Below are 13,789 nucleotides of genomic sequence, written 5' to 3' on the forward strand. Positions count from 1 at the left end.
ACACACCGACGGGGGACGGCCCGGTGGGCCGTCCCCCGTCCGCGGGTCCGGTCGGTCAGTTCATCGGCAGCGGCTGCGCGCCCCGCTCCGCCAGCATCGACGTCATGAGTTCCGACTCGCTGGTCTGGGTGTCGACCATCGTCTGCGCCAGGGTCCGTACCGCCGGCTGGCCCGCGTACTGCGCGCCGTACTCCATCATCGGCAGCCCGCCCTCGTGGTGGCGCAGCATCAGCTGCAGGAACAGCACGTCGAGTTCCGGGCCGGTGGCGCGGCGCAGGTTCGCCAGGTCCTCGGACGTCGCCATGCCGGGCATCCGGCCGGCGCCGCCGCCGTCGGAGTGGCTCGTGCTCCCGTGGTCGTGGCCGGACTCCTCGGTCATCCACGTCATGTAGTCACCGGTGGGCAGCAGCGGCTGCCCCCACAGCGACAGCCAGCCCTGCATCTGCCCGACCTGGTTCTGCTGGGTGGTGAGAATGTCGTACGCGAGGTTGCGCACCCGCTGGTCGCCCGACACCGTCAACGCGACGGTGGCCATCTCGATCGCCTGGCTGTGGTGGACGGTCATGTCCTGGGCGAATCCCACGTCGACGGAGCCGGCGGCCGGCGTCGCCGGCGGCGAGTCCTCGAGCGGGATGCGGGCGAGGAACCCGAGCAGGAAACCGATCGCGACGGCGGCGACGAGACCGAGGATCAGCAGCGCCCTGCGTCGGCCCGTCTCCTGGGGGGTGGGAGTCCTCTGGGCGGTGGGAGCGGAATCGTGCGTCACGTCAGCTCCCCGCCGGGGCCTGCATGTCGGCCGGCACCTGCTCGGTGCCGTCCACCGTGCCGCCGTCCATCGGCACCGCGTCCGGACCGGGGGCGGAGGGATCGAACGGCGGCGGATTGCTCGGGTCGTACGAGCCGGGCAGCGTGGAGCAGCTCGCGCCGACCTCCGGGTAGGCGTAGCGGTTCAGCCGCAGCGACGCGATGAAGTGGTCGATCCGCTCGTCGTCGGCGGCGTCCACCTTCAGCTGATGCCCCCACGACTGCAGGGCGATCGGAGCGTCGAGGCCCGGGTACGGCGACATCATCAGGTAGGACTTGCCGTCCACCTTCGCCGCGAGCGCGTCGACGCCCGCCTGGTCGACCAGGTCGGGGTTGTACGTGATCCACACCGCGCCGTGCTCGAGCGAGTGCACGGCGTTCTCGGTGCGGATCGCCTCCGGGTACACGGTGCCGGTGCACGTGGCCCAGATCGCGTCGTGCGGCCCGCCGAACGGCGGGCTCTGGTCGTACGCGACGCGCTGCGTGGACCCGATGTGCTGACCGGCGGGGTAGTCGACCGTCACGACCCCCTCGATCGCAGTCGACGGGTCCTGATTCGACTCGGACGGCGTCCACTCCGCGAGCGCCTGGGAGTCCTGGTACTTCGGGATGATGCTGGCGGCGATGACCGCGACCAGCGCGACCACCGCGACCACGCCGCCGATCAGAAGCCACGGAATCTGCCGCTGCTTGGGCAGGCCGCGACCGCCGCTCTTCTTCTGGGCGGCCTTGATCGCCTTCGCAGACTTGGCACCGGACTTCTTGCCGGAACCGCCACTTACCGAACCGCTGGGCATCGTTGGGTGCTCTTTCGACGGATGGACAACAGAGGGCGCACGACGCTCGGTCCGCGCGTGCTCTGTCAACTCTACGGGCGGGCGGCGGGCAGGCATCCCCGCGGCGGGCGGGCCGTGACCGCGACAACAGGCCGGACCGGCGTCACGCCGGGTGGGACGGAGCCAATAGGATAGAGACCCGTGACTCCTGCCGACCTTGCCGAATTGCTCCACGGAACCGCTGCGAGGGTGCTCGCCGAGCGCGACCTCGACGTGTCCGTCCTGCCCGAGACCCTGACGGTCGAGCGGCCGCGCAACCCGGAGCACGGCGACTACGCGACCAACGTCGCGATGCAGGTCGCGAAGAAGGCCGGCGTCAATCCGCGGGAACTCGCGGGCTGGCTCGCCGAGGCCCTCACCGCCGCCGACGGCATCGAGTCCGCCGAGGTGGCCGGCCCGGGCTTCCTGAACATCCGCCTCGCCGCCGACGCCCAGGGCGCGATCGTCGCCCAGGTGCTCACCGAGGGCGCCGCGTACGGCAACTCGGACGCGCTGGCCGGAACCCGCATCAACCTCGAGTTCGTCTCCGCGAACCCCACGGGGCCCATCCACCTCGGCGGCACCCGCTGGGCCGCGGTCGGCGACGCCCTCGGCCGGATCCTCACCACGCAGGGCGGCGACGTCACCCGCGAGTACTACTTCAACGACCACGGCGCCCAGATCGACCGGTTCACGCGCTCGTTGATCGCCGCGGCACAGGGGCAGCCCGCGCCGGAGGACGGCTACGCCGGCGCGTACATCGCCGACATCGCGCAGGCCGTGCTGCAGCAGCGCCCGGACGCGCTCGCGCTGCCCGAAGAGGAGCGGCACGAGGTGTTCCGCTCGATCGGCGTCGAACTGATGTTCGCCCACATCAAGCGCACCCTGCACGAGTTCGGTGTCGACTTCGACGTGTACTTCCACGAGAACTCCCTGTTCGAGTCCGGCGCCGTGGAGAAGGCCGTCGAGACACTCAAGACCTCCGGGAGCCTGTACCACCAGGACGGCGCGTGGTGGCTCAAGAGCACCGACTTCGGCGACGACAAGGACCGCGTCGTCATCAAGAGCGACGGCAACGCCGCCTACATCGCCGGTGACATCGCCTACTTCCAGGACAAGCGGTCGCGCGGCTTCGACCTGTGCATCTACATGCTCGGCGCGGACCACCACGGCTACATCGGCCGGCTCAAGGCCGCGGCCGCCGCGTTCGGCGACGACCCGGACACCGTCGAGGTGATGATCGGGCAGATGGTCAACCTCGTGCGCGGCGGGGTCGCCGTGAAGATGAGCAAGCGCGCCGGCACGGTCATCACCCTCGACGACCTCGTCGAGGCGATCGGCGTGGACGCCGCCCGCTACGCGCTGGTGCGCTCGTCGGTGGACCAGAGTATCGACATCGATCTCGAGCTGTGGGCCAGCACCACCAACGAGAACCCGGTCTACTACGTCCAGTACGCGCACGCCCGGCTCTCGTCCATCGCCCGGGGCGCCGCCGAGCTCGGTCTCGGCGCCGAGAACACCGCCGAGCTCGGTCTCGGCGCCGAGAACACCGCCGAGCTCGGTCTCGGCGCCGAGAACACCGCCGAGCTCGGTCTCGGCGCCGAGAACGCCGACCTGGCCCTGCTCACCCACGAGCGCGAGGGCGACCTGATCCGCACGATCGGCGAGTACCCGCGCGTCCTCGCCAAGGCCGCCGAACTGCGGGAACCGCACCGCGTCGCGCGGTACCTCGAGGAACTCGCCGGCACCTACCACCGCTTCTACGACTCCTGCCGCATCCTGCCGCAGGGCGACGAGGAGCCCGGCCCGCTGCACGCGGCGCGGCTCGCGCTGTGCGCGGCGACCCGTCAGGTGCTGGCCAACGGGCTCGGACTGCTCGGCGTGAGCGCCCCGGAGCGGATGTGAACGCGCACCCCGCCGGTCCCCGGCACGCCGAGATCCCGCACGCACCGGGCCTGACCGAGCGGCCCGCGAACGCCGGCGAGCTGAACCTGCTGCACCCGAACGTGTGGCCCCGCAACGCGCGGCGCGGCGACGACGGCGTCGTGACGATCGCCGGCGTGCCCGTCACCGAACTCGTGGAGAGATACGGCACCCCGCTCTTCGTCGTCGACGAGGACGACTTCCGCTCCCGGTGCCGGGACATCGCGGCCGCGTTCGGGCCGGGCGCGAAGGTGCACTACGCGTCGAAGGCGTTCCTGTGCACCGAGATCGCGCGCTGGGTCGAGCAGGAGGGCCTGTCCCTCGACGTCTCGACCGGCGGTGAGCTCGCCGTCGCGCTGCGCGCCGGCTTCCCGGCGGGGAAGATCGCCATGCACGGCAACAACAAGTCCGTGGCCGAGCTGCGGACCGCCGTCGCCGCAGGCGTCGGGCACATCGTCCTGGACTCCATGTCGGAGATCGACCTGCTCGACGCGGTCGCCGCCGAACTCGACGTCGTGCAGGACGTGCTGATCCGCGTCACGGTCGGCGTCGAGGCGCACACCCACGAGTTCATCTCCACCGCGCACGAGGACCAGAAGTTCGGGCTGTCCCTGGCCGGCGGGGTGGCCATGGCCGCGGTCCGCAAGGTGTTCGCGAGCGATCACCTGCGCCTGGTCGGCCTGCACAGCCACATCGGCTCGCAGATCTTCGACGTCGACGGGTTCGAGCTCGCCGCGCACCGGGTCATCGGCCTGCTGCGCGATGCCGTCCACGAATTCGGCGTCGACAAGACCGCGCAGATGAACATCGTCGACCTCGGCGGCGGCCTCGGCATCTCCTACGTGCCCAGCGACGACCCGCCGCCCGTGGAGGAACTCGCTGCCAAGCTGCGGCACATCGTGCAGACCGAGTCCGCACTCGCCGGCCTGCCCGAGCCGACGCTCGCGGTCGAGCCCGGACGCGCGATCGCCGGCCCCGGCACCGTGACCCTCTACGAGGTGGGCACCATCAAGGACGTCGCGGTGGGGGCTCACCAGGCACGCCGCTACATCAGCGTCGACGGCGGCATGAGCGACAACATCCGCACCTCCCTGTACCAGGCCGAGTACGAGGCCCGCCTGGTGTCGCGGTCCAGCGACGCGGAGCCCGTCGTGTCCCGCGTCGTCGGCAAGCACTGCGAGAGCGGCGACATCGTCATCCGCGACGCCTGGATGCCCGCCGACCTCGAAGCCGGCGACCTGTTGGCCGTCGCCGCGACCGGTGCATACTGCTACTCGATGTCCAGCAGGTACAACCTGCTGCCCCGGCCCGCCGTCGTGGCGGTCAAGGACGGCGCCGCCCGCGTCGTCCTGCGTCGGGAAACCGTGGAAGATCTGCTCAGCTTGGAGGTTACGGAGTGACGACCGAAGCGGTGACCAACGAACCGGGGCAGCGCCCGATCGGTGTGGCTGTGCTCGGGCACGGCACCGTCGGAGCCGAGGTCGTGCGCATCATCCGCGACGATGCCACCGATCTCGAGGCGCGCATCGGCGCGCCGCTCGAGCTGCGGGGCGTGGCCGTGCGCACCGTCCGCGACGACCGCGGCATCCCGCAGGACCTGCTCACCACGGACGCCGAGGGCCTGATCGCCCGCGACGACGTCGACATCGTGGTGGAGGTCATCGGCGGCATCGAACTGCCGCGCAAGCTCGTCCGCACGGCCCTGGACTCGGGCAAATCCGTGGTCACCGCCAACAAGGCCCTGCTCGCGGAGTACACGGGCGAGCTCGCCGAGGCCGCCGAGGCCAAGCGCGTGGACCTGTACTTCGAGGCGGCCGTCGCCGGCGCCATCCCGGTCATCCGGCCCCTCACCCAGTCCCTCGCCGGTGACAAGGTGAACCGGGTCCTCGGCATCGTCAACGGCACCACCAACTACATCCTCTCGGCCATGGACGAGACCGGCGCCGACTACGCCGAGACCCTCGCCGAGGCGGTCCGGCTCGGATACGCCGAGGCCGACCCGACGGCCGACGTCGAGGGCTTCGACGCCGCGTCCAAGGCTGCGATCCTGGCCTCGATCGCCTTCCACACCCGCGTCACCGCCGGCGACGTCTACCGCGAGGGCATCTCGAAGATCACCGCCGCCGACCTGACCACCGCGCGGGCGCTGAACTGCACCGTCAAGCTACTGGCCATCTGCGAGCGGATCACCACCGACGGCAAGGACCGGGTCTCGGCGCGCGTCTATCCGGCCTTGGTGCCGCGCGAGCATCCCCTCGCCGCCGTCAACGGTGCGTTCAACGCGGTCGTCGTCGAGGCCGAGGCATCGGGCCGTCTGATGTTCTACGGCCAGGGTGCCGGCGGTTCGCCCACCGCCTCCGCGGTGATGGGCGACCTCGTGATGGCCGCCCGCAACCGGGTGCACGGGGGCCGGGGCCCGCGCGAATCACGGTACGCCGACCTCGAGATCGCCCCGATGAGCGACATCGTCACCCGCTACTACGTCAACCTGCAGGTCGCGGACCGGGCCGGCGTGCTCTCGGCGGTGGCCGCGGAGTTCGCCAAGCGGGACGTGAGCATCGCCGCCGTGCGCCAGGAGGGCGCCGGCGACGGAGCCCGCCTGGTGGTGCTGACCCATTGCGCCACCGACAAGGCGCTGTCGGACACCGTCGCAGCGCTCGACCAACTCGAATCCGTGATCGCTGTGACCAGCGTCCTGAGACTGGAGGGATCCGCCGAATGAGCGCGCCCGAGAAGAACACCGCCACCCCCGTGCACACCCCGTGGCCGGGTCTGATCGAGGCGTACCGTGACCGGCTCCCGATCGGCGAAAACTGGAAGACCATCACCCTCCGCGAGGGCGGCACCCCGCTGCTGCCCGCGGCGCACCTGTCGGAACTGACCGGTTGCGAGGTGCACCTGAAGGTCGAGGGCCTGAACCCGACCGGCTCGTTCAAGGACCGCGGCATGACGATGGCCGTCACCGACGCCCTCGCCCGCGGCCAGCAGGCCGTGCTGTGCGCCTCCACCGGCAACACCTCCGCCTCGGCGGCCGCATACGCCGTCAAGGCCGGCATGGGCTGCGCGGTGCTCGTGCCGGACGGCAAGATCGCGATGGGCAAGCTGGCCCAGGCGGTCATGTACGGCGCGAAGATCATCCAGGTCCAGGGCAACTTCGACGACTGTCTCGAGCTCGCCCGCAAGACCACCGCCGAGTTCCCCACCATCGGGCTGGTGAACTCCGTCAACCCCGTGCGCATCGAGGGGCAGAAGACGGCGGCGTTCGAGATCGCCGACGCGCTCGGCGACGCCCCCGACGTGCACGTGCTGCCCGTCGGCAACGCCGGCAACATCACCGCCTACTGGCGCGGCTACACCGAGTACTTCGCGGACGGCCTCACCACCCGCAAGCCGCGCATGCTCGGCGTCCAGGCCGCGGGCGCGGCACCGCTGGTGCACGGCGCCCCCGTCAAGGACCCCGAGACCATCGCCACCGCCATCCGCATCGGCGCCCCGGCGTCGTGGAACGGGGCGATGACCGCCAAGGAGGAGTCCGGCGGCGCGTTCCGGGCGGCCACCGACGAGGAGATCCTCGAGGCGTACCGGCTCGTCGCCGCCACCGAAGGCGTGTTCGTCGAACCGGCGTCCGCCGCGTCGATCGCCGGTCTGCTCGCCGCCCGCAAGGAGGGCTGGCTCGATTCCGGGCTGAAGGTCGTGTGCACCGTCACCGGCAACGGCCTGAAGGATCCCGACACGGCGCTGCTCGGGATGCCGCAGGTGGAGCCGATCCCGGTCGATCCGGTCGCTGTGGCCGCGGCGCTCGAGCTGGCCTAGTGACCGCCGCGCCCTCCTCCGTTGGGAAAGACGACATGACGCAGACGCTGCCCGTAGGGATCTCCGTGACCGCCCGGGTCCCGGCCTCGAGCGCGAATCTGGGCCCCGGTTTCGATTCGCTCGGGCTGGCCGTCGGGTTGTACGACGAGATCACGGTCACCACAACCGCATCGGGCCTCGAGGTGCGCGTCGAGGGCGAGGGCGCCGAAGAGGTGCCGTGGGGACCGTCGCACCTGGTGGTGCGGGCAGTCGAGCGTGGCCTCGAGGCCGCCGGAGTGTGGGCCGACGGCCTGGACGTGTTGTGCCGCAACGTTATTCCGCACTCGCGCGGCCTCGGCTCCTCGGCCTCGGCGGTCGTCGGAGGCCTGGCGGCCGCCAACGGGCTGGTGCGCAAGGTGGCTCCGGAGCGCGTGCTCGACGAGGCGCAGCTCGTCCAGCTCGCCTCCGAATTCGAGGGCCACCCGGACAATGCCTCCGCCAGCATCCTCGGCGGCGCGGTCGTGTCGTGGAGCGAGTCGGTCGTCGGCGACGAACAGCGCACCTACCGCGCGGTGCCCCTCACGGTCCACCCGGCGATCCGGGTCGTCGTGCTGGTGCCGTCGTCGCGCTCGTCCACCGCGCACACCCGCGGGCTGCTCCCCGATCTGGTGCCGCACCGCGACGCGGCGTTCAACGTCAGCCGCGCGGCGCTGGCCGTCGTCGCCCTCACCGAGCGGCCGGACCTGCTGATGCCGGCGACGGAGGACCTGCTGCACCAGGCGCAGCGCGCCCCGGCCCTGCCGCTGACCACCAAGTGGATCGCCGCCCTGCGCGCGGCGGGCATTCCCGCCGCGGTCTCCGGTGCCGGCCCCACGGTCCTCGCCCTCACGACCGAGTCGTTCCCCGCGGACCTGCGCGCGGCCGCGGAGGCCGACGACATGACCGTGCTCGAACTCGACGTCGCGGACGGCGTGCAGGTCGTGTGAGCGAGCCCGAACCTCTCGAGTCGGGCGCGAACCCCCGGGCGACGCGCCCGGGGGCTTCTTCTTGCTCAACGTACAGTTCGTCGCTATTCTGTGCTTAGTCCGCACGTCGTGCGTTTCAGTCGCTGGCTTTTCCAGGGCATTCACTCCAGATCCATCGGGGCGATCGATCCTGGATCGATCCTCACCTGACCTCGTTTCGGGGAGATGGACCGACCGCACCTGCCGGAGGATGGCGTGATGGCGGACGTGCCGACCGTTCGATCCGTGAACACGTACGGCAATCCCAGATCGACGCAAGATCTGCGGAACGAACCCTCGACTCTGCGTGGCGCGAGTGAGGGAAGGAAAGGATCTCCGTGACAGATACGGACCTGATCGCTACGCCTGTTCTCGATACCACGGATTCGTCCGCGGGAGCGCAGGCCACCGATCCTGCACAGACTGCACCGCGTGCCGGTGGGCGGCGTGGCGCCGGTCTCTCCGGCATGGTGCTGGCCGAGCTGCGGACTCTCGCGGCCGAACTCGGCATCAAGGGAACCTCCGGGATGCGCAAGGGCGATCTCATCGCCGCGATCAAGGAGCGTCAGGGCGGCGGAGCCGCCGAGACGGCTCCTGCGCCGGAACAGCCGGCCCGGCCCGTCCGGGCTCGTCGCGCCCGTGGTGCCGCCCAGGACGCGGCCCCGGCCGACACCGCCGCCCCCGCCGCCGAGCCGGCCCAGGCGCGGCCCGCCGCGACGACGGCGCCCGAGCAGCCCGCCGAGGCGGCGGAGCAGCCCGCCGACGGCGAGGCCGAGGGTGGCCGCCGGGGTCGTCAGCGTCGCGGTCGCCGAGGTGGCGACCAGGCCGCCGAGACGACCACCGCCGAGGCCCCGAAGGACGCCGCCGAGGCGCGGACCGACGAGAAGCCGCGCGCCGAGGAGAAGACCGAGGAGAAGGCCGAGCCGTCCGACGGCGGTCGGCGCGAGCGCGGTCAGCGCGACGGCCAGCGCGACCAGCGCGACGGCCAGCGCGACCAGGGGGAACGCCGCCGCGAGGACCGTGGTCAGGGCCCCCGTCAGGACGGCCGCGACGGCCGGGGTGGCGAGGACGACGAGGACGGCCGCGGGCGCCGCGGGCGCCGCTTCCGTGAGCGTCGTCGCGGACGTGACCGCGGCGAGGCCGGCGGTGACACACGCGAGCCCGAGATCCGCGAGGACGACGTCCTGCAGCCGGTCGCCGGCATCCTCGACGTCCTGGACAACTACGCGTTCGTCCGGACCTCCGGGTACCTGGCCGGCCCCAACGACGTGTACGTCTCGATGAACATGGTGCGCAAGAACGGCCTGCGCCGGGGCGACGCCATCACCGGTGCGGTCCGCGTGCCGCGCGAGGGGGAGCAGGGCAACCAGCGCCAGAAGTTCAACCCGCTGGTCCGGCTCGACACGGTCAACGGCGGCGACGTCGAGGCCGCCAAGCGCCGCCCGGAGTTCAACAAGCTCACCCCGCTGTACCCGAACCAGCGGCTGCGGCTCGAGACCACCCCGAACATCCTGACCACCCGCGTGATCGACCTGATCATGCCGATCGGCAAGGGCCAGCGTGCCCTGATCGTCTCGCCGCCGAAGGCCGGCAAGACGACGGTGATGCAGGACATCGCGAACGCGATCACGACCAACAACCCCGAGTGCTACCTCATGGTCGTGCTGGTGGACGAGCGGCCCGAAGAGGTCACCGACATGCAGCGCTCGGTCAAGGGCGAGGTCATCGCCTCGACCTTCGACCGGCCGCCGTCGGACCACACGTCGGTCGCCGAGCTTGCGATCGAGCGGGCCAAGCGGCTCGTCGAGCAGGGCCGCGACGTGGTCGTCCTGCTCGACTCGATCACGCGCCTCGGCCGCGCGTACAACAACTCGTCGCCGGCGTCGGGCCGCATCCTCTCCGGTGGTGTCGACTCGACCGCTCTGTACCCGCCGAAGCGGTTCCTGGGCGCGGCTCGCAACATCGAGAACGGCGGCTCGCTCACCATCATCGCCACGGCCATGGTGGAGACGGGTTCGACGGGCGACACGGTGATCTTCGAGGAGTTCAAGGGCACCGGCAACGCCGAGCTCAAGCTCGACCGCAAGATCGCCGAGCGGCGCGTGTTCCCGGCGGTGGACGTCAACCCCTCCGGTACGCGCAAGGACGAGTTGCTGATGAGCCCCGACGAGTTCGCGGTGGTGCACAAGCTGCGCCGCGTGCTCTCCGGTCTGGACTCGCACCAGGCCATCGATCTGCTCATCGACCGGCTCAAGAAGAGCAAGAGCAACATCGAGTTCCTCCTGCAGGTGTCGAAGACGGCACCGGGAGCGCTCGACGACTGATCGCCGCGGCAGCGGCGCCGCATGCCCGGGGGCGGAATTTCTTCCCCCGGGCATGCGTTTGGCATAATCGAACAGCTCAGTCCGGTCCCGGTTCACGTCTCCGATCCGCGGAGGCGACCCGGCGGCCACGAAAGGGACACCATGAAGGCAGGAATCCACCCGAACTACGTGACGACCACCGTCGTCTGCGGTTGCGGGAACACGTTCGAGACGCGCAGCACCGCAGAGTCGGGACGGATCACCGTCGAGGTCTGCTCGCAGTGCCACCCGTTCTACACGGGCAAGCAGAAGATCCTCGACACCGGCGGACGCGTCGCCCGCTTCGAGGCCCGCTACGGCAAGCGCGACACCAAGAAGGCTGCTGCCGACAAGTAGCTGTCTCGCCGACGCCCGGTTCTGTCTCAGCCACAGACCGGGCGTCGGCCTTTTTCCATCCCGATCCGGGCGCGGCACGGATCGGCACGACGGACGAGTGGAGCGAATCACATGGCGGGGCAGACCAAGCCGTCGGCCATCGACGACATCCTGGCCGAACACGCCGGTCTCGAGCAGCAGCTGTCCGATCCGGCGCTGCACAACGACCCGGCGACGGCCCGCAAGGTCGGCAAGCGGTTCGCCGAGCTCGCTCCCGTCATGGCCACCTACACCAAGCTGCGGGCCGCGCGCGACGATCTCGAGGCCGCGCGTGAGCTCGCCGCGGACGACGCCGCCTTCGCGACCGAGATTCCCGCCCTCGAGGAGCGGGTGAGCGAACTCGACAAGGCCCTCACCGACCTGCTCGCCCCGCGCGATCCGCACGACGGCGACGACGTGGTGCTCGAGGTCAAGTCGGGGGAGGGCGGTGAGGAGTCCGCGCTGTTCGCCGCCGACCTCGCCCGCATGTACATCCGGTACGCCGAGCGCGCCGGCTGGCGCGTGGAGGTCCTCGGCGCGACCATCTCCGACCTCGGCGGTTACAAGGACGCGACGCTGTCGATCAAGTCGAAGAGCGATGTGCGCGACGGCGTCTGGTCGCGCCTGAAGTTCGAGGGGGGCGTGCACCGCGTCCAGCGTGTCCCCGTCACCGAGTCCCAGGGCCGGGTGCACACCTCGGCGGCCGGCGTGTTCATCTACCCCGAGCCGGACGAGGTGGAGGAGGTCCAGATCGACGAGTCGGACCTGCGCATCGACGTGTACCGCTCCTCCGGCAAGGGTGGTCAGGGCGTCAACACCACCGACTCGGCGGTGCGCATCACGCACCTGCCCACCGGCATCGTCGTCACGTGCCAGAACGAGCGGTCCCAGCTGCAGAACAAGGCACGGGCGATGCAGGTGCTCGCCGCGCGGCTGCAGGCCGCGGCGGAGGAGGCCGCCGAGGCGGAGGCCTCCGCGGGCCGCGCCAGCCAGGTGCGCACGGTGGACCGCTCCGAGCGCATCCGCACCTACAACTTTCCCGAGAACCGGATCACCGATCACCGCATCGGCTTCAAGGCCCACAACCTCGACGGTGTGCTCGACGGCGACATGGACGCCCTGCTCGACGCCCTGGGCAAGGCCGACCGGGAGGCCCGGCTCGCCGCGGAGTGACGCCGTGAGCCGGGCCCCGGGCGGCTACTGCGCGGTCTCGCCGGGTTCGTCGCCCGGATCGTCGTCCCCGGGCACCTGCGAGATGTCGATGCCGGGAAGCAGGAAGCAGCTCTCGCCCTTCGCGTTCTGATGCGGTCCCCACACGGCGGACACGACGGTGCCCGGCCCGGTGTTCAGCAGCGCGACCGGGACGTCGCTGCTCTGCGGTGTCGCGGTCAACGAGGCGCCCCCCGTCTGCCAGGTGGCCGTGTTGACCCAGCCCACCTGACCGTTCTGCGCCTTCTGCTCGCCGACGGCGAAGAACAGCCGACCCTCCTCGAGGGCGTCGCTGTCCGTCTCGGTCACGCTGTGGATCGGCGCGACGTAGCTGCAGAGCAGCGGCGTGGGTTGGACGTCGATCGGCGATGCGGAGGCAAGTCCGGGCGCTGCGAGGCTGCCGGCGGCTCCGAGCGCGACGACGGCCGCTGCCCGAACCGCGAATCCCGACTTCGTCACAGGAAGATCCTTCCGTAGTTCCGTAGTGCTGCCTGACACGGACGATCTCGATCATGCCGCAGACCGGATGCGTGACCTGTCCGTTTCCGTGTGGTGACCGGCATGGCAGTCTGTACGCCGTGACTCGTCAACCCCTGCGCCTGGCGATCCTCGAAGCGGTGTCGGTGCTCGAGGAAGCCGGTGTCCCCAGCCCGCGTGTGGACGCCGAGCTGCTCGCCGCGCATCTGCTCGGCATCGAGCGCACCCGTCTCGGGCTCGTGCCGCTCGTCGACCCCGCCATGGTCGACGCGTACCGCGCGATGATCGCGCAGCGTGCCAAGCGGATCCCGCTGCAGTACATCACCGGCAGCACGGGGATGGGGGAGATCGACATCGAGGTCGGCCCCGGCGTCTTCGTCCCGCGGCCCGAGACCGAGCTGCTGCTGGCCTGGGCCCTGGCGTACCTGGAAGGACTCCAGGAGCATCCGCCGGTGGTGCTCGACCTGTGCACCGGCTCGGGCGCCCTCGCGCTGGCCGTTGCGCACGCCCGGCCCGACGCGGTCGTCCACGCCGTCGAACTCGAGCCCCACGCCCTGGCCTGGGCGCGGCGGAACGCGGAACGCTGCGCGGCGGCGGGGGACACGCCGATCCTCCTGCATCAGGGCGACGTGACGGACCGCAACCTGCTCACCTCGCTCGAGGGCCGGGTCGACATCGTGGTGTCGAATCCGCCCTACATTCCCGAGGGCACCGACCTCCCGCCCGAGGTGATCGAGCACGACCCGCACTCGGCGCTGTTCGGCGGTCCCGACGGGCTGTCGGTGATCAAGCCGATGGTGTCGAACATTGCCCGCTGGCTGCGGATCGGCGGTGCCGTCGGCGTCGAGCACGACGACACGAACGGTGCCCAGGTCGCGGAGCTTTTCGCGCAGCGCCGCGTGTTCGGTGACGTGACCGAGCACCCCGATCTGGCGGGCCGGCCGCGGTTCGTCGTCGCCCGCCGGGTGCCGACCGACGTGGAGGCGCGGCGCGGCGGATCCCAGGGCGGGACGGGTGTGTGATGCCGGACACGTTCGCGGCAGTGGAA

General features: G+C 71.0%; 12 protein-coding genes. 9 read left to right on the forward strand and 3 right to left on the reverse strand.

Annotation, left to right across the window (positions count from 1 at the left end):
• Positions 1–55: 55 nt before the first annotated feature.
• Entirely contained in the window at positions 56–766 is a 711-nt protein-coding gene (locus HFP48_RS10735; RefSeq protein ID WP_168579491.1) for a DUF305 domain-containing protein, read from the reverse strand.
• A 1-nt stretch (position 767) separates the two neighbouring features.
• A complete protein-coding gene (locus HFP48_RS10740) occupies positions 768–1,601 on the reverse strand; it encodes a DUF3105 domain-containing protein (protein WP_006944388.1) in 834 nt (277 codons plus the stop codon).
• Positions 1,602–1,781: 180 nt separating this feature from the next.
• Between HFP48_RS10740 and argS the strand changes: the two genes are divergently transcribed.
• From argS to prfA, 8 genes are all read left to right on the forward strand, one after another.
• A complete protein-coding gene (gene argS / locus HFP48_RS10745) occupies positions 1,782–3,524 on the forward strand; it encodes an arginine--tRNA ligase (protein WP_065922705.1) in 1,743 nt (580 codons plus the stop codon).
• Complete coding sequence (gene lysA / locus HFP48_RS10750) at positions 3,521–4,942, forward strand: diaminopimelate decarboxylase (protein ID WP_168579492.1); 1,422 nt, start codon at positions 3,521–3,523, stop codon at positions 4,940–4,942. Before argS ends, lysA begins: the two co-directional genes overlap by 4 nt.
• Positions 4,943–4,953: 11 nt before the next feature.
• Positions 4,954–6,264, forward strand: a complete 1,311-nt coding sequence (locus HFP48_RS10755) for a homoserine dehydrogenase (RefSeq protein WP_029542928.1) — start codon at positions 4,954–4,956, stop codon at positions 6,262–6,264.
• A complete protein-coding gene (gene thrC, locus HFP48_RS10760; RefSeq protein WP_006944382.1) occupies positions 6,261–7,355 on the forward strand; it encodes a threonine synthase in 1,095 nt (364 codons plus the stop codon). The genes HFP48_RS10755 and thrC overlap by 4 nt, the downstream gene beginning before the upstream one ends.
• Positions 7,356–7,390: 35 nt before the next feature.
• Positions 7,391–8,320, forward strand: coding sequence for a homoserine kinase (thrB, locus tag HFP48_RS10765; RefSeq protein WP_029542933.1), 930 nt, complete (start codon positions 7,391–7,393; stop codon positions 8,318–8,320).
• A gap of 356 nt (positions 8,321–8,676) precedes the next feature.
• The gene (rho, locus tag HFP48_RS10770; RefSeq protein WP_168579493.1) at positions 8,677–10,662 is read left to right on the forward strand and encodes a transcription termination factor Rho; all 1,986 of its coding nucleotides are present in this window, start codon (positions 8,677–8,679) and stop codon (positions 10,660–10,662) included.
• A 141-nt stretch (positions 10,663–10,803) separates the two neighbouring features.
• Positions 10,804–11,037 (forward strand): 50S ribosomal protein L31, encoded by a 234-nt coding sequence (rpmE, locus tag HFP48_RS10775; protein WP_006944378.1) that lies wholly within the window; start codon positions 10,804–10,806, stop codon positions 11,035–11,037.
• Positions 11,038–11,148: 111 nt separating this feature from the next.
• Positions 11,149–12,228, forward strand: coding sequence for a peptide chain release factor 1 (gene prfA / locus HFP48_RS10780; RefSeq protein WP_006944377.1), 1,080 nt, complete (start codon positions 11,149–11,151; stop codon positions 12,226–12,228).
• Between the two features lie 24 nt (positions 12,229–12,252).
• Here the strand turns inward: prfA and HFP48_RS10785 are convergent, their stop codons facing one another.
• Positions 12,253–12,723 (reverse strand): hypothetical protein, encoded by a 471-nt coding sequence (locus HFP48_RS10785; protein WP_006944374.1) that lies wholly within the window; start codon positions 12,721–12,723, stop codon positions 12,253–12,255.
• Between the two features lie 119 nt (positions 12,724–12,842).
• On the opposite strand from HFP48_RS10785, the gene prmC reads away from it, so the two are divergent.
• Positions 12,843–13,763, forward strand: a complete 921-nt coding sequence (gene prmC / locus HFP48_RS10790) for a peptide chain release factor N(5)-glutamine methyltransferase (protein ID WP_029542938.1) — start codon at positions 12,843–12,845, stop codon at positions 13,761–13,763.
• Positions 13,764–13,789: the final 26 nt, after the last annotated feature.

Source organism: Rhodococcus sp. DMU1 (assembly GCF_012272955.1).
In the GTDB taxonomy this organism is placed as follows: Bacteria; Actinomycetota; Actinomycetes; order Mycobacteriales; family Mycobacteriaceae; genus Rhodococcus; species Rhodococcus aetherivorans.